The sequence below is a fragment of the Streptomyces sp. NBC_00310 genome (genome assembly GCF_036208085.1).
Classification (GTDB): Bacteria; Actinomycetota; Actinomycetes; order Streptomycetales; family Streptomycetaceae; genus Streptomyces.
The window spans coordinates 201,096-219,056 of record NZ_CP130714.1 but is presented as its reverse complement, the minus strand read 5'-3'; the positions used below and the strand labels follow the sequence as shown (position 1 = coordinate 219,056).

The following is a 17,961-nucleotide window of genomic DNA, read 5'->3' as shown; positions in this document are numbered from 1 at the left end:
CGGGGCGAGGACGCCGCGGCGCTGGGGCCGGGACGGCGGAGACCGTCCAGGAACGGAGAAACTTTTGAGGAACTACAGCCTCAAGTGGGTCGGAGTGTGACATGCCCCAGCGGTCTTGGGGAGAGGGCCGCCGTAAGAAATTCCGGTCTCAGCGGTGAATGTCGTGGTGGGCGAGGAAAACGCGAGGGGTCGGCCACCGGCATGAGTGTTGCTCCATGCCGCCACCCGTAACTACACTCACTCTAAAGTTTCTGCCGGAGGAGAGATGATGGACGAAACGTCGGAGCCGCCCACGGCGCGGTGCCCCGGGCCCAGCGTCCAGGACTACCTCGACCGGGACAGCCGCCCCGTTCCCCCCGCCCTGAGGTACGAGCGCAACGACTACCTCGGCAGCGAGGACATCGACACCGCCCGCTTCACTTCCCGCGAGTGGGCCGAACGCGAGATGCGGCAGGTCTGGCGGCGCGTCTGGCAGTTCGCCTGCCTGGAGAGCGAGATCCCCGAGGTCGGCGACCACGAGGTCTACGAGATCGGTGACGACTCCCTCATCGTCGTCCGCACGGCCCCCGACGAGATCCGCGCCTACGTCAACGTCTGCCTGCACCGCGGCCGCAAACTGCGCACCGGCGGCGGCAACGTCAGCGAGTTCCGCTGCTCGTTCCACGGCTTCGCCTGGAACCTCGACGGCACGATGCGGACCCCGCCCTGCGCCTGGGACTTCCCCCACGTCACCCCGGAGAAGTTCGCCCTCCCCGAGGCCCAGGTGGCCACCTGGCGCGGCTTCGTCTTCATCAACATGGACCCGTACGCCGAGTCCTTCGACAGCTACCGCGGCACCTTCGACGACTACTACATCTGGCCGCTGGAGAACCGCTACAAGTCGCTGCACATCGGCAAGGTGCTGCCCTGCAACTGGAAGGTCGCCCAGGACGCGTTCATCGAGTCCTTCCACGTGATCGCCACGCACCCGCAGATGCTGCCGTGGCTCGCCGACGCCAACTCGCAGTACGACGTCATGGCGGACCAGCCGAACTGGAACCGGATGATCAACATCCAGGGCGCGCCCAGTCCGCACGTGGCGGACTCCGTCACGGAGGAGGACGTCCTGGAGACGTTCTACGACTCGCGGTCCTTCTACGCCGCCGCCCAGGGCCGTGACCTGGTGATGGGGGAGGGCGACGCACTGCCGGCGATCCCGCCCGGTGGCACCGCCCGGCAGGTCCTCGCCGAGCGGATGCGCGCGCAGTTGGAGGCCACCTCGCAGCAGGACTTCTCCAAGACCCCCGACACCGAACTGCTGGACGCCATCAACTACCTGCTCTTCCCCAACTTCAACCCCTGGGGCGGCGCCAAGTCGAACATCATCTACCGGTTCCGGCCCCACGGACTCGACCCCGACTCCTGCACCGCCGAGATCATCTTCATGTCCTCCCCGAAGCAGCCCGGCGAGACGCCACCCCCGGCGAAGATCCGCTGGGTGCCCGAGGACATGCTCTTCGCCGACATCCCCGAACTCGGTGTGCTCGGCCCGGTCTTCGACCAGGACTGCGAGAACCTGCCCTACGTCCAGCAGGGTCTGAAGGCGATGCGCAAGCCCGGCATCACTCTGGCCAACTACCAGGAGAGCCGCATCCGCCACTTCAACCAGACGCTCGACCAGTGGATGAACAAGTGACCCACCGGGTGGCGGTCAGACCCTCCGGCGTCGAACTCGAAGTCCTCGACGGCGAGGACCTGTTCACCGCCGCCCAGCGGCTCGGCTACCGCTGGCCCACCGTCTGCGGCGGCAGGGGCACCTGCCGTACCTGCTTCGTCCAGGTCGACGAGGGCGCCGAGAACTGTTCCCCGGTGGGCCCGCTGGAACGCGAGGGCATCGAGTCCCTGCGCAGACCGGTGGACGGCCTGACCCGGCTCGCCTGCCGGCTCCGGGTCGACGGCCCGGTGACCGTGACCAAGCGCGGCGTGCGCCGCCGAGTGCAGGAGTGAGGCCCCCATGTCCAAGCAAGTGATCCACCCACTCACCGGGCACGTGTACCGGCTCACGGAGGACGGACTGGTCGAGGTGACCGACCCCGGGACAGGGGCGCAGGGCGTCTTCGACTTCCAGGCCCGGTGGCAGTCGGGCGAACTGCGCCACGCCGACCTCCAGATGGCCGGCTGGGTCGGCCGCCTCGCCCAGCGGCGTACGCCCCCGCAGCCGGAGCGGTGAACCCCGTGACGCCCCGTACCACCCGGGTGGTCTGTCTGGTGCGCCGACCCGACGGTGAACCGCTCCCCGGCGACTTCGCCGTGGAGGACCGCCCGCTGCCGCCCCTGGGCGAGGGACAGCTGCTCGTGCGCAACCTCTACATGAGCGTCGACCCGTCGATGCGCGGGCGCCTGGAGAGCACCGAGAAGCACTACACGCACAACTTCACCCCGGGCTCGCCGCTCGACGGCCGCGCCCTCGGTGTCGTGGAGGAGAGCCGCTGCGCCTCGGTGCCGCCGGGCACGTACGTACGCCACCAACTCGGCTGGCGGGAGCGGGCCGTGCTCGACGCGGCGGACACCGACGGCGCAGGCCGTATCGATCCCCGGCTCGCCCCGCTGCCCACCTGGCTGGGCCTGCTCGGCCAGACCGGGTTCACCGCGTACGTGGGCCTGACCCGGATCGCGGAACTGCGTCCGGGCGACACCGTCCTCGTGTCGGCGGCGGCCGGCGCGGTCGGCACCGCGGCCGGCCAGTTCGCGCGTCTGCTGGGCGCGGACCGCGTCATCGGGACCGCCGGAGGCCCGGACAAGTGCGCCCTGCTGGTGAAGGAGTTCGGCTACGACGCCGCCGCGGACTACCGCGCGGAGCCCGTGCGGGACGCGCTGGCCCGGCTGGCGCCCGACGGCATCGACGTGTACTTCGACAACGTCGGCGGTGAGCAGCTCGCCGCCGCGCTGCACGCGCTGCGCACCGGTGGCCGGGTCGCCCTGTGCGGCATGATGTCGCAGTTCGGCGGCGACCGACGGTCCGCCGACCTCAACCAGTTGATCCAGGCGGTCCTCAAACGGCTGACCCTGCGCGGATTCATCGTCCGCGACCATGACGACCTGCGGCCGGAGTTCGAACGGCGGGTCGCGGGCTGGCTCGCCGAGGGCCGGATCACCGCGCGCGAGACGGTCGTGGACGGTCTGGACAACGCGGCACAAGCCCTGCTGTCCCTGCTGCGGGGCGGCAACATCGGCAAGATGCTGGTCCGACTGAATGACTGAATGACTGAATGACTGAATGAATGGCTGAATGGCTGACGACTGGCGGCGCCCGCGACGCGGGCGCCGCCAGTCGCATGGGCCGGGACCACGGTCAGCGCATGGGCCGCGACGCGGCGACCGTATGTGCCTGCAGGGAGACCCCCAACCGGGTCAGTCCGGCCACGGCGGTCCGGAAGTCCTTGATGTGCGGGGTGGCGAAGTGCTCGTCGAGGGCCTGCTGGGACACCCACCGCTCGAACACCCGGATCCGGCGGCCGTCCGTGGGGTCCGCCGTCATGGCGTAGTCCAGGCAGCCGGGCTCTTCCTCGCGGGTGCGCTTCCCGACTTCGACGAGGTGCCTGAGCATCGTGTCGCGGTCCGCGGGCTCGTAGTCCATCCAGCCGGCGACGATGATTTCCTCTGACACGGTGGTCCTTTCCCCTTCCACGGTCATGGCTCATGACCGTGGGCCCGCCGCCCCTCTGTCAGGAAGGAGCGACGGGCCCATGGTTGCTCAGATGCCGAGTGCCGCCGGGACGCCGTCCACGGTGACCGTGCCCTTCTCGCCGTCGACCGTGATCACCATGCCGTCCCGCAGCCGCCGCGTACCGCCCTCGACGGAGATGACGGCCGGGATGCCGAGTTCGCGGCAGACCACGACGGCGTGGCTGTTGAGCGCGCCCACGTCCACGACGGCTGCTCCCGCCACGAGGAACAGCGGGGTCCAGGCCGCGTCCGTGATCGGCGCCACCAGCACCTCGCCCGGCTCCAGCGCCTCGCACGAGGCCGGGTCGGTGACCACCCGCACCCTGCCGGTGTAGGCGCCGTGGCTTCCGCCGACGCCCGTGAGCACATCGCCCTCGGCGGCGGTCGCGACGCCATCCTCGCTGCGCCGCGGCCAGCCGTCGATCTCGGTCTGTGCGTCCTGTGCGACGAAGAACGGCGGTTCCAGCTCGCGCAGCCCGGCGTATTCCTGAAGCCGCTGGGCGATGACGGACTCGAAGCCGCCGGGGTCGGCGACATAGTCGTCGAGCTCCGTCTCCAGCAGCATCATCACGTCCTCGGGCTCGGCGAAGCGTCCCGCCTCGACTCCGCGGCGCCCCAGCTCCCTCACCGTCATGCGGATTTCGTTGATGACGGTCACACAGTTGGCCTTGGTCCGCTCACGTGCCGGGATCCACACCTGGGAAGCGTGCATGCCGGCGTCGAACACCGGCCGAGTGTCCTCGGGGAGGGCCGCTCGGATCTCCGCCGCGAGTTGTTCGCGGCGCTCGGTCAGCCTGCGGTGACGCGCGGCCGGAGAGTTGTCGTCGGAGGTGTGCCGGATCCGATCGACCAGAGCCAGCGCCTGGACCGGCGCCGCCTCCCAGGACAGCGCGTGGATGTCCCACTCGTTGGGGCCGCGGTCGCCGGACTCGGCGATGAACTCGTCGAAGGAGTCACGGAACGCCTTGACGTCTCCGGTCGCCCCTTCGAGGGCCTGCTGCACCGCGGCCGGACCCCGGTCGAACAGAGCTGTCAGCTCCGCCGAGGCGACCACCTGGCGGGACAGCGTCCACAGCCCGGTTGACGGAGAGGCGGAGTCCACGCCTCCCAGCCCGCCGATGAGGTCGAGCATCGCGCCGGGACGGTCGACGCTCGCGCACAGCGGTCCGAGGATCGCCGGCCCGACGGACGCGGGCAGCGAGGACTCGACATGCCGTTGGAAGGTCGTCTCCACGTCGGCCAGCAACGAGCGGGCGTAGGCCACCAACTCGACGTCGGACAGGAGCGTCAGGTCGGGTCGCTCGCGCCTGATACGGCGCAGCCGCTCATGGTCGGCGTCGCCCTCCGGGTAGTCGGCCTGGCCGAGCATCCCCTGCAGCGTCGCTGTGGCCTTGGCCGTCAGCTCCGCGTCCAGGTCGTCGGGGTGCGGCACGTACACCGGCGTGTCGGAGCGCTGGCCCACGAAGGCGGTGTCGATCTGGTCCGCGGTCTGCCCCATGCGGATGCCGAACAGCCGCAGGTGCGACAGGTTGAGGTAGAAGTAACCGCCGAAGATTCCGACGAACGGAGGGCGAGGGCCGCTGATCTCGTCCCCGCGGTAGACGCCGAACTCGATGAAACCGCGACGCCAGCCCTGCAGGCCGCGCCCCCATACCAGGGTCCAGCCCAGCGGGCTGGCCGGCTCCGGCAGGGTTTCGCCCGCGTTGGCCCGGGTGTAGTGGGGCAGCCGCTCGCTGCGCTGCCAGTCGGTGATCCAGTGCTTCATGGCGAGGGGGCTCCCGCCGTCCGTTCCGGCGCTCACCACTGCGCCGTTCCGCCGTCGACGCTGATCAGGGTGCCCGTGATGCCCGCGCCGGCGTCGCTCGCGAGCAGCGAGGCGACGCCCGCGATCTGTTCCACGGTGGTGATCTTCTTGGTGGCGGCGTGCTCGGCGAACCGAGCCAGCCACTCCTCGTACGAGATGCCCTCGGCCTCGGCCGCGGCCGGCCCGGCGGCCCGCATCAGGTCGGTGTCGACGGCGCCGGGGCAGATCGCGTTGCAGGTGATGCCCATGGTGCCGTACTCGAAGGCGGTCGCCTTGGTCAGACCGTGGATGGCGTGCTTGTTGGTGATGTAGTGGCTGATCGCGGGTTTGTTGGCCTGCTTGCCCTCGACCGAGGAGATGTTGATGACCCGGCCCCAGCCGCCTTCCAGCATGGGCCTGAGCGCACGGCGGGTGCCGTAGAAGTAGGCGTTGAGGTTGAGGTCGAGCGCCTTGTGCCACGCCTCGTCGCTCAGCTCGTGGACCGGGGCGAAGCCCTCGGTGCCTCCGACGTTGTTGACCATGACGTCCAGTCGACCGAAGCGCTCGACCGTCCAGTCGACCAGCGCCTCGATGTCCGACTGGCGGCTCGAGTCGCAGGTGTGGAAGACGGCCTTGTCGCCGGCCTGGAGTTCTTCCAGGGCCTGCTTGCCCTTGATCTCGGAGCGGCCGCTGAGCACGACCGTGGCTCCGTCGGCCAGGAAGGCCTCGGCGATGGCGCGGCCGATACTGCGCGTGCTGCCCGTGATCACCGCGACACGTCCGTCGAGGCTGCCCGTAGCCACCATGTTGTTCTCCTGCGGTTTCTGAGGGTTCGTCATCTGGATGCTTCGTCCAGGAGGCGGTGGATGGTGCGGTGGAAGTGCTGCAGTCCGGGTTCGTTGCGTCCGAAGACGAAGTCGGTCCCGGCGAGGGCCTTCAGCCCCCGTTGGACTCCGTAGGTGGTCGCGTAGTCCTCGTCGCGGACCACCTCGTAGAACCACTCGCCGAACTGGTCCGCGGCGTGGCGCTCCTCCTCGGTGACGGCCGGTTGGCGCAGCAGGATGATCTGCTGGGTCACCGATTCGGTGGCCGTCCGGGGGATCACGATGGAGACGGCGATCTTGTTGCGCCACGTGCCGGCGATGGCCAGGCCGGGGAAGAGCCAGTAGATGGCTCCGACGATGTCGCCGGGGTCACGCTTGTCCGCGGGCAGGTCCACCATGTCGGCGATGGGCCGCAGGGCCGCAGCGAGACGCTGGTGGGGCCCCCAGGTGTCGTGGGCCATCATGTTGGAGAAGTTCGTCTCGAAGACCGTCTTCGTGTGCAGCGAGGCGAAGTGGTACGTCTCCAGGTACCCGTCGAGGGTGACCTTCCAGTTCGGGCTGGTCAGCTCTCGGGTCGCGTAGTGGTGGCAGTCCGCGAAGCGGAGCCCCTCCAGCAGTGGCTGCAGATCCCCCAGCCAGGCGTCCAGGTCGTGCTCGGCGTTCGGATCGAGCGATACGAAGACGATGCCGGCGCGCTCACCGACGGGGAGCTGTATCAGGCTGCGCTTCTCGCGTGGTACGTCGCCGAAGGTCTTCTCGGCGTACACGCCGCGCAGTTCCCCCGACAGGTCGTAGGACCAGGCGTGGTACGGGCAGGTGATCCGCTTCGCCACGCCGCAGCCCGGCTCGACGAGCTCGGCGCCGCGGTGTCGGCAGGCGTTGATCATCGCGTGGACCACACCCTGGCGGTCCCGGGTGATGAGGATGGGGGTGCCGAGCACGTCCAGTGCCTTGTAGGTCCCGGGCTTGGGGAGCTCGGACGACATGGCGAGCGGCAGCGGGACGCTCCGGTGGACGGCGTCCATCTCACGCAGCCAGCGGTCGACGTCGAGGTAGTTGTCGACGGGCTCCGTCCACTGCTCCTCGGCCTCGTGGGTCGTGTTGTTCCGGTAGTGCTCGATGACACGCTCGGCAAGGTCGGCCGCATCCTGCCGCATCGCCTTGCCCGCGTCATCGCTGGAGCGGTCCTGGCCGATCCATGAGTGGTATTCCGGGGCGGGGGGCGGCAAGGGGCGCTCGTCGCCTGCCGCTCGGGTCTCCGGTGAGATCTGGACCACGATGTCCTCAATCCTCCCAGTCGCGAGCTGATGAAGGGTTCCTGTGCTACAGCTCCGCTGTGACCGCCACAACAACAGGAGTTAGTGTTGTGTGTCAATAGAAAGTCCCGAAGTTTGGCTGTGCGGCATTCCGCAGGTCACCTTCGCTTTCTGCTGCGAGGGTAACCCCCGCTCAGGTCGATCTTTCTGGGGATCGACTCCAGCTGAAGGGTGGGTGCGGGTGGCGAGTAGGCGGAAGGGGTCCAGTGGCCGACGAGATGGCCGAGCCGGCTCAGGTGTCCCGAGAAGTGGCGATGACCCAGCCCTTCGAGGTCGGTGTCGTGGTGCGGGACCTGGAGGTGTTGGAGCGCTTCTATCGCGAGGTGCTCGGCTGTGTCCCGGTGCGCCACTCGCGCATCCCGCACGCGATCGGCGGCCCGGCCGGATTGGGCGGGCCCCTGCTGGTCGTCTGGCTTCAGGTGCCGTCCGGGGGCCGGATCAAGCTGATACGACTTCGGGCGGATGCGGATGCGGATGTGGATGCGGATGCGGATGCGGGCGCGGCTGCGCGGCCGTCGGCCGTACCGCTGGCCGCACGCCGCGGCTTGTCCTATGTCACCTTTCACTTCGACGACATCGTGCCGGTGGTCGCCGCACTGCCGGCCGCCGGTGCCCGGCCGCTGTCGTCCCCGATCGTCGTGGTGGCGCGGGACCGGCGGATCAGCTTCTGGGCGGATCCGGAGGGCAACGTCCTCGAACTCGTGGACCGGCGAGGCGGTGACCAGGAGACCCGTTGAACCCGGCCCATAGTAATTAGAGAACCTCTTCAGTAAGGTGCGCCCTGCTGGTTACTGTAGACCGGCAACAGAAAGTCCGATCGGTTGGAAACCTCGCAACGGGGCGAAGGGGCGGACGATGGTTCAAAAAGCACCGCGGAAGTCGGCCGCGAAGACCACACACCAAGCATCCGCGCAGGTCATCAGGGACCTGCACGAACGCATGGTGCGCATCCGGCTCTTCGAGACCGAGGCGGGAAAGCTCATGGAGGCCGGCAAACTCCCCGGCTTCCTGCACCTCTACGTCGGCCAGGAAGCCGTGGCCGCCGGCGTGATGGCGGCCCTGCGCGACGACGACCAGATCACCTCCACCCACCGAGGTCATGGGCACGCCGTGGCCAAGGGCGTCGGCTTCCGCGAGATGTACTCCGAGCTGTACGGCCGGGTCACCGGCGCCTGCCTCGGCCGCGGCGGAAGCATGCACATCAACGACCTCACCCGCGGCATGCTCGGCGCCAACGGCATCGTCGGGGCCGGCGTCCCGATTGCCGTCGGCGCGGCCTTCGCTGCCCGGTACAAGGGCGAGGACAACATCGCGGTGACCTTCTTCGGGGACGGCGCCACCAACATCGGCGCCTGGCACGAGGGCGCCAACATGGCCGCGATCCTCGGCCTGCCCGTGGTCTTCGTCTGCGAGAACAACGGCTACGCGGAGTTCACCCCGCAGTCCGCGCACATGCTGATCACCGACGTCGCCGACCGGGCCGCCGCCTACGGCATGCCGAGCGTGATCGTCGACGGCATGGACGCGGTCGCGGTTCACCGGGCCGCCACCGAGGCCGTCGAACGGGCCCGGTCCGGCGCGGGCCCGATGATGATCGAGGCCAAGACCTACCGCTTCTTCGACCACCAGGGCGTCAAGGGCCTGCGGCACCCCTACCGCTCGGACGAGGAGGTCGCCGAGTGGAAGTCGCGCGACCCCATCGACCTGATCGAGGCTCGCGCCGTCGCCGACGGCACCGCCACCCGTGCGGAGCTGGACGACGTGTGGCAGCGCACGCGCGACGAGATCGCCGAAGCCATCGCGTACGCGGAGGCGAGCCCCCTGCCCGACCCCGCCGACCTGCTCCTCAACGTCTATTCGGGATGACCGCCATGACCCTCACCACCGAAGCACCGGCCGGCGCCCCGGTCGCAGCCGCCCGCAAGCTGTCCTACGTCAAGGCCTTCAACGAAGGTCTCGCGCAGGCCATGCGCGAGGACGAGAACGTCTTCGTCGCCGGCGAGGACGTGGCCGGATACGGCGGCGTGTTCCGCATGTTCGACAACCTGCTCGACGAGTTCGGCCCCCGCCGCATGATCGACACCCCGATCTCCGAAGCCGCCCTGGTCGGCCTCGGGGTGGGAGCCGCCGCCCGGGGTCTGCGCCCCGTCGTCGACCTGATGTTCATGGACTTCATCGGCGTCTGCCTCGACCAGATCGTCAACCAGGCGGCCAAGATGAAGTACATGTTCGGCGGCGGGTTGTCCGTGCCGCTGACCATCACCACCGCCTCCGGCGCCGGCCTCGGCGCCGCCGCGCAGCACAGCCAGAGCCTGGAGGCCTGGCTGGCCCACGTGCCCGGCCTCAAGGTGGTCATGCCGAGTGACGCCTACACCGCCAAGGGCCTGACCGTCTCGGCCATCCGGGACGACAACCCGGTCGTCGTCATGCTCAACAAGGTCCTTCTCGGCAGCACCAGCGAGGTGCCCGAGGAGATCTACGGCATCCCGCTGGGCCAGGCGCACACCGCCCGGCAGGGCTCCGACGTCACCGTGATCGCCCTCGGCCGCATGGTGGGGGAGGCCCTCGCTGCCGCCGACGAACTCGCCGCCGAGGGCGTGGAGATCGAGGTGATCGACCCCCGCACCGTGCAGCCCCTGGACACCGAGACGATGTTCGCCTCCGTCCGCCGCACCAACCGGGTGCTCGTGGTGCACGAGGCCGTCACCTTCGGCGGGCTCGGTGCGGAGATCGCCGCCCAGATCCAGGACGTGGTCTTCGACTACCTGGACGCGCCGGTCCTGCGCATCGGCGCCCCTTTCTCCCCGGTGCCCTTCTCGCCCGTCCTGGAGAAGGCGTACGTGCCCGATCGCGCCCGTATCGCCCAGGGCTGCCGACGTCTCCTCGAAAGGTCGTGACCGACGTGGCGGTCGAGGTTCTGCTGCCGAAGATCGGCCTGACCATGCAGGAAGGCACGATCGACGAATGGCTGGTGCCCACCGGCGCGGCCGTCGCGGAGGGCGACGCACTGATGCGGCTGGCCACCGACAAGGTCGACGTGGACGTCGAGGCGGAGGCCGGGGGACTGTTCCACCCGGTGGTCCCGGCGGGCGCCACAGTCCCCGCCGGGGCCCTCATCGGCTGGCTGCTCGCCGAGGGCGAGCAGCCACCGGACCCGGGGGGTACGCCGATGCCCGCCGGGTCCGGCTCCGGCGCGGGTGTGGCGGTCGTGCCCGCCCTGGACAACGGCGGTGGAAAACCGGCCACCGTGCCTGACCCCGACGGCCGCGTGGGTCCGGGCGTCCTGCCGACGCTCACCGGCACCGGTGCGGCCCCCGACGCCGGGGTGCCCTCCGTCAACGGCACCGCCGACCGGCTGCCGTCCTCACCGAACGCTCGAAGGGTCGCCGCGAACGCCGACGTGGACCTCGCCGCCGTACACGGCACGGGGCCGGGCGGCCGGATCGTCTCCGAGGACGTGGAGGAGTTCCTCGCCGCCCTCGCCGACGACGTCGTCATGTCGGCCCCGTCGGCCCCGTCGGGCGGCGCCCCCTCCTCGCCGCTGGTCCGCAAGCTCGCGAAGGAGCGGGGCATCGACCTCTCCGGGGTGAACGGCACCGGCCCCGGCGGCCGGGTCCGCCGCTCCGACCTCGACGCCGTCGCTCCCGCGCCCGTTCGCCGGAACGCGGCCCCTCGTCCCGGCGACGTCCTCCCGCTCACCGGGATGCGCGGGACCATCGCGCGCCGGATGCACGCCAGCCTCCAGGAGATGGCACAGCTGACGCACGGCTACGAGGTGCGCATGGACGCCGTGGTGTCCCTGCGGGAGCGCCTCAGGGAGGAATGGGCCGACAGCGACCTGCCGGTGCCCAGCCTCAACGACTTCCTCCTGAGGGCCGCCGCCCTGGCCCTGCGCGAGCATCCGCTGCTCAACGCCACGGTGCGGGAGGACGGAATCCATCTGCTCGACGGCATCCACCTGGGCTTCGCGGTGGCCGTCCCGGGCGGCCTCATGGTGCCCGTGATCGAGGACGCGGTGGCACTGCCGCTGCCCGAGATCGCCCGCCGGACGAGGGCCCTGGCCCACGCCGCGCGCGAGGGGCGGATCTCCCCCGCCCAACTGGAAGGGGCCACCTTCACCGTCACCTCCCTCGGCGGATACGGCGTCGACTTCTTCACCCCCGTGATCAACCCCGGCAACGTCGCGATCCTCGGGGTGGGCAGGCTCAGGGACGGCGTCGAGTGGGACGACGACCGACCGCTGCGGACACGGGTGCTCACCCTGAGCCTCACCTTCGACCACCGTGCCGTCGACGGGGCACCCGCCGCCGAATACCTGCGCACGGTCGGTGAGTTGCTGCACAAGCCCCTCCGCCTCCTGGTGTGAGGTGCGGGGCAGAGCCACTCCTCACGCCGCCCGCGCGCCGTCTGCGCTGCTGTGCGCCCTGTGGCGATGGGGCGTGGCTCGTCAGAATGTCACCCCTCGGCTCACGGAGATCGGAGCCGGTTCGGCACGGGGGACACGAGTCTCCCGGCCCTTGCCGCGTCCGTGGCCGCGCCCCGACCGTCGGTCATGGCTCCCGGCAGACGGCGCGGCTGTCTGTGGGGACGTCGACGGACGGGTGAGGGTGCATCGTGGTGGAGCCGCTTCGGCATGGTACGGATCCTGGGCGTGTCGGCCCGTTCGAGCTGATGGGCCGTCTGGGCTCCGGCGGCATGGGCAGCGTGTACCTGGCTCGCCGTACCGGCGGAGGTCTGCTCGTGGCGCTCAAGACCATCCGGGCCGAGCTCTCGGCGGAACCGGGTTACCGCGAACGCTTCGCCCGTGAGATCGAGATCGCCCGGGCGGTCCGCAGCGTGCACACGGCGCAACTCGTCGACTTCGACGCCGGGGCGGACGTGCCCTGGCTGGCGACGGAACTCGTCCGCGGCCCCAACCTCGCGGACGTGCTCGCCGCGCACGGCCGACTGCCCGAGGGCAGCGTGCGTGTCCTGGCGGCCAGTCTGGCGGAGGCGCTGACGGCGATCCACACCGCGGGCATCGTGCATCGTGATGTGAAGCCGTCCAACATCATCCTCGCCGAGACCGGGCCACGCCTCGTCGACTTCGGGGTCGCACGGCCCGTGGGACAGGTCGGGCTCACCTCCACGGGACAGTTCGTCGGCAGTGTCGTCTATGCCTCCCCCGAGCAGTTACTCGCCCAACAGGTCGGTCCGCGGAGCGACATGTTCTCGCTCGGGGTCGTGCTCGCCGAGGCGTCGGGCGAGGCGGTGCTCTCCGCGCAGGGCACCCCGCTCGCGGCCGACGCCGTCGACGGCCGCACCCCCTCACTCACGTCCCTGCCGCCGGACCTGCGGACGATCGTGCGGAAGTGCCTCACGCGGAACCCGGACGCCCGGCCGTCGCCGGACGAGGTTCCCGGCATGCTGGCCGAACTCCCGCGTCCCGACGGCCATGGCACCTACCGGTGGCTTCCCGACTCCGTCTCCCGTTCGGTGCGCCGGAGTTCGGAGGGGCTGCTGGCCGTCACCCACCCACCGACGGCGCTCGACCCGCGGTCCGCGGGCGCTCACCAGCAGCCCACGGCGACCGCGCACGCGCACTCGGGAGGTGGGGCGTCCACGCGGGTCCCCACCAGCCCGACCAACCGTTCGGAGGCTTTCGTTGCCCCGCCCGCCTCCGGGAAGAGGCTCGCGCTCGCCGTCGCCCTGGTGCTGGCGGCGAGCCTGCTCGTCGTGACGGGCGTGTCACTGGCGGGACAGGACAGCGGGTCCGGGGCCGAGGACGGAGTACCGGGTGCCGCGCCCGGCACGACGGTCACGGCCTCGGCCGAGCCGTTCGACGACGGGAAGGCGTCGAGCGGTACCACCCCGCCACCGGATACCGCCACGCCCGCGGGCACACCGGCGGAGCCCGCCCGCGCTCCGTCGGCCGCGGCACCCGAACCGCCCACGTTCACGCGCGGGACACTGGGCGTGTCCCGCTACCAACACCCGGGCTACGCGGCCACGGTGACCTCCGTGGAGGCGCACGGCCATCGGCTGACGGTCGCCCTGCGGGCGAGAGGCGAGGCGGACCTGCGGGCGGCGGACACCACATGTCTCGTCGTGCGGGGACCGGACGGGACGTTCACGGTGCGTCCGTCCGAACAGAACGCGGAGACGGCCCGGCCCGGTGTCTTCGACGGGACGCTCACCTTCCCGCTGCTCGTGTCGGGCAGCTACGTTCTCCGCTACTCCTGCCGAGACGACTACTCGGACGTCGCCCTGGGCACCGCGACGGTGCCCCACATCGGCATCTCCATCTACAGCGACGAGTTCTTCGCCGTCGTCCTGTCTGCGGACCGCACGTCCAGCGGTCTGCAACTGGTGTTCGCCTCCGCCGGAGATTCGACCTTGCGCAGCCCCCAGACGTCGTGCCTCGACCAGGGCGGCGCGGAGGAGTACCCGGAGAACGTTCGACTGGACCGCAGCGACACGACGCTGAACCACTTCCACTACGGCGTCATGGACTTCCCGTCAGGTGCCGTGGGCAGCACCTTCACCTATTCGTGCGCCGACGACTACAGCGCCGTTTCTCTGCCGTGACCCTGATTCCGTCCAGACGCTCTCCCTAGGTGGTCGGGTCGGCGATCCGTTCCGCCAGCTCGCCGACCTCGCGGACGAAGGAACGGTGCCCCAGCGACCGGTAGACGTCGTCGCCCCGGACCTGTGAGATCGCCGCGGTCTCCAGCAACGCCAGCAGGCCCAGGCCGATCACCGCCGCCTCGGCGTCGGAGACGGACTCGCGGGCCTTGCGCATCAGCCGCATCAGCTCGTCGAGCAACTCGCTACGGCTTTCCTGGCGCAGTGCCTCCGCGTCCTGGCTCATGCCGGCCGACGACACGAAGAACACGGTGGCGGCGGATCGGTGCTCGCCCATCCAGGCCAGCAGCGTGGTGACCGCCGCCGCGATGTCCGCGCCGGGTTCGTGGGCCTCCGTGAGCGCCTGCAACTGCTCGCGCAGCGCTGCGGCGAACACCCGCATCCCCTCCGCCAGGACCTGGTCCTTGGAGGAGAAGTGGTAGTACACCGCTGCCGAGGTCATCTCCGCGCGAGCGGCGATGTCGGCCACCGTCACCTCGTCCGGCGGCTGGGTGGCGAACAGCTCGGTAGCTGCTTCGATCACCCACTGCTTGCGCGACGGACGGTGAGCGGCGCGGGTCCGGGAGGTCGTCATGCTGTCAAGTATGCCGGGACCCGAAGGCCCCGGAGCCCCATCCGCAACAGGAATTATGCTGACCGGTGGTTGGAGTTACTGCATAGAATGGTCAGTACGCAGGGACCAGGGACGAGGGTTCACGGCAGTCGGCAGGGAGCATGATGGCCACCACGAAGAACGGCAAGCAGCCCGCCCACCGCCCCTCGCGGCGGCAGCACATCATCACCGCCGCCGTCCGGGTGTTCGGCCGCAACGGGTTCGCGGAGACCAGCATCCAGGACATCGCGGACGAGGCGCAGGTGGTGCCGACGGCCGTCTACTACCACTTCGACGGCAAGGAGGAGCTGCTCGAACTGGCCATGCGCCGGGTCTTCGACCAGCTGAACGCGGTCGTGGAGGCGGCCCGGCCGGAGTCCGAGCCGGGTGACCAAGAGGGTCTGATCCGCGTCATCGACGCCGTGTGGGACTGGGTGGAGAAGAACCCGGACGAGGCCCGCCTCTACCAGGTCCAGGTCGCCTCGGCCAACGGCAGCGTCAAGGTGCTGCGGGACGAGTTCGAGCAGCGGCACATCCAGCGCGGCTACGACTATCTGCCGGAGAGCACCACCCGCAGCCCCCGGGCGGCGAAGGCCCGGCACGCGGCACAGGCCCTCGCGGTCCGCACGCTCATCAGTACGACCATGCTCGTCACCGCGCTGCGGGCGGAGGGAGGACCGCTGTCCCAGTTGCCCTCCCGGTCCGTGCTGGAGGCGGTCAGGGAGCTGGCGCTGCGCATCGTCGCCACCGAGCAGAACCCGGCGAAGCCGGCACCGGCCCCGGCCACGTCCCCGAGCTGAGGCGGTTCACCAGGGAAGTGGCCCGCGCTCGGCGAACAGCCCGCCCGTCGTCCGGTCGCCCTCGGGGAGGGTCGCCAGCCAGACCGTGGTGTCCGCACCCTCCTCCGGCCCGCGCGGGGCGGACGGACCGCCCATGCCGCTGCGGGTCCAGCCGGGGTCGGCGGCGTTGACCAGGACACCCGTGTCGGCCAGCTCGGCCGCGAGCATACGGGTCAGGGCGTTGAGCGCCGTCTTGGAGATGCGGTAGGCGGGGTGCCGGCCGGAGTCCATCAGCGCCAGCGAACCGTACGAGCTGGTCACGTTCACGACCCGGCCGTAGCCGACCTCCACCATGCCCGGAACGACGGCCTCCGCCACGCGCCAGGCGCCGGTGAGGTTCGTGTCCAGCGTCGCCCGCAGAATGTCCTCGTCGACGTACGGGGGCCGCAGTTCCCCGTCGAGAGACACTCCCGCGTTGTTCACCAGGACGTCGATCCCGCCGGTCAGCTCCCGTGCCTCCCGGACCGCTTCGGCGACGCTCTTCGCGGAGGTCACGTCCAGCGCCAGCGGCAGTGCCGCCCGGCCGATGGCGCGGCACGCCTCCTCGGCCGCCGCCCGTTGCCGCGCCCCGACCAGGACCCGTAGCCCCCGGTCCGCGAGCTGTCGGCCGATCTCCAGGCCGATGCCGCGTGCCCCGCCGGTCACCAGCGCTGTTCTGCCGCCGTGCCGCATGACGTGCTCCCTGCCTCTCACACCGTCAGGACCGAGCAGGCGCTGATCCCGGGCGCCCCGTACACATGGGTGAAGCCCACCCGGGGGGCGCCCGGCACCTGCACACCGGGCGCCCGGCCCTGCAACTGTCGTACGACCTCGTGGAACTGGCGCAGCCCGGAGGCGCCGACGGGCTCCCCGCCGGCCAGACAGCCGCCGTCGGTGTTGACCGGTATCCGGCCCGTGGGTTCGGTGGCCCCCGAGGCCAGCAGCTCCTCCTGCTCGCCGTGGCCGCACAGCCCGGTCTCCGCCAGGTGGATCAGCTCCGAGCCGCTGTCGGTGTCCTGCAACTGCGCGACCCGTACGTCGGCGGGCCGCACCCCCGCCGCGCGGAAGACCGCCTCCGCGGCGTCGACGCTGGGGCTGCGGTGCGGCCCCGGCGGCAGCCAGGGCGAGAACACCTCGAACGAACCGAACCGCCTGGTCCGGAAGGCCAGCGACGCCAGCCTGACCGGTCGGTCGCACAGGTCGAACGCACGGTCGCCGAGGGCAAGGACCAGGGCCGCCGCGCCCTGTCCCGGGGAACAGAACATGTACTGGGTGAGCGGGGGACTGACCTCGGCGGAGTCCAGGATCTCCCGCTCCGTCAGCGGTTTGCGCCGCCACGCCAGGGGGTGGTGCGAGCCGTTGCGGAAGGCCCGCGCGGCCACCATCGCCAGCGCCCGCTCCGAGATCCCGTGCTCGTACAGATACCGCTGGGTCTTCAGCGCGAAGAACTGCGTCGTGAGCATCATGCCGGTCTCGGCGTACCAGTCGCCCAGACCGTAGCGGGCCGCGGAGACGTGGAACGCGCCCCGCTCGTGCTTGTCGAACCCCACCGCGAGCCCCAGCGAGGCCTCGCCCGCGCGCAGCGCGTTCGCCACCGTGAGCACGGTGGAGGCACCGGTGGCGCAGCCGTTCTGCACGTTGACGAACGGCACTCCGGTCAGGCCCAGCCGGCCCACCAGTGTGTCGGGCTTGCCGGACACGTCGGACCCGCCGGCCGCGTAGCCGATGTCCTCCCAGGCGACACCGGCGTCGGCCAGCGCCTCGCGCACCGCGCGCTCGGCCATGTCCATTCCCGTGACGCTCTCGTCCCGGCCGAAGGCATGCATCCCGCACCCGACCACGTACACGTCGTCCGACCCGCTCATCGCTCTCCGTCCCGCTCCGGGCGGAACGCGAAGGTCACCACCTCGGTTCCGTCCTCGTCCTGGTAGGCGGGCACGGTGGTGAGCCGGACCGGCAGTCCGATCCGGATCTCCGCGCGGGGCACCGCGAGCCGCGCTTCGACCAGCACCTCACCGAGGTCCACATAGCCCACGTGGTAGGGCCGGTGGCCGCCGGCCGGCACCCGGTACGGCGACTTCGGCGGGAACGCCTGAAGCGTCCACGACCACACCCGCCCGCTCACCGGCAGCACCCGCGCCGTCATCGTCCCGTCCGAACACCTGGGGCACGAGTCCTGCCGGGGGAAGACGACGGTGGCGCAGCCGGAGCAGCGGGCGCCCACGAGACGCGGTGGATCCCCGTCGCCGTACTCCCCGTTCTCGAACAGGGACTCGTCGATGAGTCTGGTGGCCATGCC

18 protein-coding genes are annotated in these 17,961 nt (G+C 70.6%); 10 read left to right on the top strand and 8 right to left on the bottom strand.

The window, feature by feature from the left end:
- Positions 1-268: 268 nt before the first annotated feature.
- Genes OG202_RS00805 through OG202_RS00790 form a run of 4 tightly spaced genes read left to right on the top strand, consistent with a single transcriptional unit; the run spans position 269 to position 3,240 of the window.
- Positions 269-1,675, top strand: a complete 1,407-nt coding sequence (locus OG202_RS00805; RefSeq protein WP_328222140.1) for an aromatic ring-hydroxylating oxygenase subunit alpha — start codon at positions 269-271, stop codon at positions 1,673-1,675.
- Complete coding sequence (locus OG202_RS00800) at positions 1,660-1,986, top strand: 2Fe-2S iron-sulfur cluster-binding protein (RefSeq protein ID WP_326573226.1); 327 nt, start codon at positions 1,660-1,662, stop codon at positions 1,984-1,986. The genes OG202_RS00805 and OG202_RS00800 overlap by 16 nt, the downstream gene beginning before the upstream one ends.
- Positions 1,987-1,993: 7 nt before the next feature.
- Positions 1,994-2,209 carry a transposase gene (locus tag OG202_RS00795; protein WP_326573225.1) on the top strand — a complete coding sequence of 72 codons (216 nt, stop codon included), beginning with the start codon at positions 1,994-1,996 and terminating at the stop codon, positions 2,207-2,209.
- Between the two features lie 5 nt (positions 2,210-2,214).
- Positions 2,215-3,240, top strand: coding sequence for an NADP-dependent oxidoreductase (locus OG202_RS00790; protein ID WP_327731973.1), 1,026 nt, complete (start codon positions 2,215-2,217; stop codon positions 3,238-3,240).
- Between the two features lie 91 nt (positions 3,241-3,331).
- On the opposite strand, the gene OG202_RS00785 is transcribed toward OG202_RS00790, so the two are convergent.
- The 4 genes from OG202_RS00785 to OG202_RS00770 all read right to left on the bottom strand — a co-directional run bounded on the left by OG202_RS00785 (position 3,332) and on the right by OG202_RS00770 (position 7,589).
- Positions 3,332-3,646: a putative quinol monooxygenase gene (locus OG202_RS00785; RefSeq protein ID WP_257561681.1), complete on the bottom strand. Its 315-nt coding sequence runs from the start codon at positions 3,644-3,646 to the stop codon at positions 3,332-3,334.
- Between the two features lie 87 nt (positions 3,647-3,733).
- Positions 3,734-5,506 carry a PEP-utilizing enzyme gene (locus OG202_RS00780; RefSeq protein ID WP_328222139.1) on the bottom strand — a complete coding sequence of 591 codons (1,773 nt, stop codon included), beginning with the start codon at positions 5,504-5,506 and terminating at the stop codon, positions 3,734-3,736.
- Positions 5,503-6,327 carry an SDR family NAD(P)-dependent oxidoreductase gene (locus OG202_RS00775; protein ID WP_326573217.1) on the bottom strand — a complete coding sequence of 275 codons (825 nt, stop codon included), beginning with the start codon at positions 6,325-6,327 and terminating at the stop codon, positions 5,503-5,505. Before OG202_RS00775 ends, OG202_RS00780 begins: the two co-directional genes overlap by 4 nt.
- Positions 6,324-7,589: an aromatic ring-hydroxylating oxygenase subunit alpha gene (locus tag OG202_RS00770; RefSeq protein ID WP_326573215.1), complete on the bottom strand. Its 1,266-nt coding sequence runs from the start codon at positions 7,587-7,589 to the stop codon at positions 6,324-6,326. The genes OG202_RS00775 and OG202_RS00770 overlap by 4 nt, the downstream gene beginning before the upstream one ends.
- A 245-nt stretch (positions 7,590-7,834) precedes the next feature.
- Between OG202_RS00770 and OG202_RS00765 the strand changes: the two genes are divergently transcribed.
- The 5 genes from OG202_RS00765 to OG202_RS00745 all read left to right on the top strand — a co-directional run bounded on the left by OG202_RS00765 (position 7,835) and on the right by OG202_RS00745 (position 14,195).
- Entirely contained in the window at positions 7,835-8,365 is a 531-nt protein-coding gene (locus OG202_RS00765; RefSeq protein WP_326573213.1) for a VOC family protein, read from the top strand.
- A 118-nt stretch (positions 8,366-8,483) separates the two neighbouring features.
- Positions 8,484-9,494, top strand: a complete 1,011-nt coding sequence (locus OG202_RS00760) for a thiamine pyrophosphate-dependent dehydrogenase E1 component subunit alpha (RefSeq protein ID WP_326573212.1) — start codon at positions 8,484-8,486, stop codon at positions 9,492-9,494.
- Positions 9,491-10,525, top strand: a complete 1,035-nt coding sequence (locus tag OG202_RS00755; protein WP_326573210.1) for an alpha-ketoacid dehydrogenase subunit beta — start codon at positions 9,491-9,493, stop codon at positions 10,523-10,525. The genes OG202_RS00760 and OG202_RS00755 overlap by 4 nt, the downstream gene beginning before the upstream one ends.
- Positions 10,522-11,994 carry a dihydrolipoamide acetyltransferase family protein gene (locus OG202_RS00750; protein WP_326573208.1) on the top strand — a complete coding sequence of 491 codons (1,473 nt, stop codon included), beginning with the start codon at positions 10,522-10,524 and terminating at the stop codon, positions 11,992-11,994. Before OG202_RS00755 ends, OG202_RS00750 begins: the two co-directional genes overlap by 4 nt.
- A gap of 305 nt (positions 11,995-12,299) precedes the next feature.
- Positions 12,300-14,195 (top strand): serine/threonine-protein kinase, encoded by a 1,896-nt coding sequence (locus tag OG202_RS00745; protein ID WP_326573206.1) that lies wholly within the window; start codon positions 12,300-12,302, stop codon positions 14,193-14,195.
- A 25-nt stretch (positions 14,196-14,220) separates the two neighbouring features.
- Here OG202_RS00745 and OG202_RS00740 read toward each other — a convergent pair whose 3' ends face one another.
- A complete protein-coding gene (locus tag OG202_RS00740; protein WP_326573204.1) occupies positions 14,221-14,826 on the bottom strand; it encodes a TetR/AcrR family transcriptional regulator in 606 nt (201 codons plus the stop codon).
- Positions 14,827-14,969: 143 nt separating this feature from the next.
- On the opposite strand from OG202_RS00740, the gene OG202_RS00735 reads away from it, so the two are divergent.
- The gene (locus OG202_RS00735) at positions 14,970-15,644 is read left to right on the top strand and encodes a TetR/AcrR family transcriptional regulator (RefSeq protein WP_328222138.1); all 675 of its coding nucleotides are present in this window, start codon (positions 14,970-14,972) and stop codon (positions 15,642-15,644) included.
- A 6-nt stretch (positions 15,645-15,650) separates the two neighbouring features.
- Here OG202_RS00735 and OG202_RS00730 read toward each other — a convergent pair whose 3' ends face one another.
- The 3 genes from OG202_RS00730 to OG202_RS00720 are packed head-to-tail and all read right to left on the bottom strand — an operon-like array spanning position 15,651 to position 17,958.
- Entirely contained in the window at positions 15,651-16,355 is a 705-nt protein-coding gene (locus OG202_RS00730; protein WP_326573201.1) for an SDR family NAD(P)-dependent oxidoreductase, read from the bottom strand.
- Between the two features lie 17 nt (positions 16,356-16,372).
- Positions 16,373-17,527 (bottom strand): thiolase family protein, encoded by a 1,155-nt coding sequence (locus tag OG202_RS00725; RefSeq protein WP_326573199.1) that lies wholly within the window; start codon positions 17,525-17,527, stop codon positions 16,373-16,375.
- On the bottom strand, positions 17,524-17,958 hold the full coding sequence (locus OG202_RS00720; protein ID WP_326573197.1) for a Zn-ribbon domain-containing OB-fold protein: 435 nt from the start codon (positions 17,956-17,958) through the stop codon (positions 17,524-17,526). Before OG202_RS00720 ends, OG202_RS00725 begins: the two co-directional genes overlap by 4 nt.
- Positions 17,959-17,961 lie beyond the last annotated feature (3 nt).

Excerpts from the sequence above, each read along its gene's own strand:
- OG202_RS00805 (WP_328222140.1), top strand. The coding sequence starts at position 269 with ATGGACGAAACGTCGGAGCCGCCCACGGCGCGGTGCCCCGGGCCCAGC.
- OG202_RS00795 (WP_326573225.1), top strand. The coding sequence starts at position 1,994 with ATGTCCAAGCAAGTGATCCACCCACTCACCGGGCACGTGTACCGGCTC.
- OG202_RS00775 (WP_326573217.1), bottom strand. The coding sequence starts at position 6,327 with ATGACGAACCCTCAGAAACCGCAGGAGAACAACATGGTGGCTACGGGC.
- OG202_RS00760 (WP_326573212.1), top strand. The coding sequence starts at position 8,484 with ATGGTTCAAAAAGCACCGCGGAAGTCGGCCGCGAAGACCACACACCAA.
- OG202_RS00755 (WP_326573210.1), top strand. The coding sequence starts at position 9,491 with ATGACCGCCATGACCCTCACCACCGAAGCACCGGCCGGCGCCCCGGTC.
- OG202_RS00745 (WP_326573206.1), top strand. The coding sequence starts at position 12,300 with ATGGGCCGTCTGGGCTCCGGCGGCATGGGCAGCGTGTACCTGGCTCGC.
- OG202_RS00740 (WP_326573204.1), bottom strand. The coding sequence starts at position 14,826 with ATGACGACCTCCCGGACCCGCGCCGCTCACCGTCCGTCGCGCAAGCAG.
- OG202_RS00735 (WP_328222138.1), top strand. The coding sequence starts at position 14,970 with ATGGCCACCACGAAGAACGGCAAGCAGCCCGCCCACCGCCCCTCGCGG.
- OG202_RS00730 (WP_326573201.1), bottom strand. The coding sequence starts at position 16,355 with ATGCGGCACGGCGGCAGAACAGCGCTGGTGACCGGCGGGGCACGCGGC.
- OG202_RS00725 (WP_326573199.1), bottom strand. The coding sequence starts at position 17,527 with ATGAGCGGGTCGGACGACGTGTACGTGGTCGGGTGCGGGATGCATGCC.
- OG202_RS00720 (WP_326573197.1), bottom strand. The coding sequence starts at position 17,958 with ATGGCCACCAGACTCATCGACGAGTCCCTGTTCGAGAACGGGGAGTAC.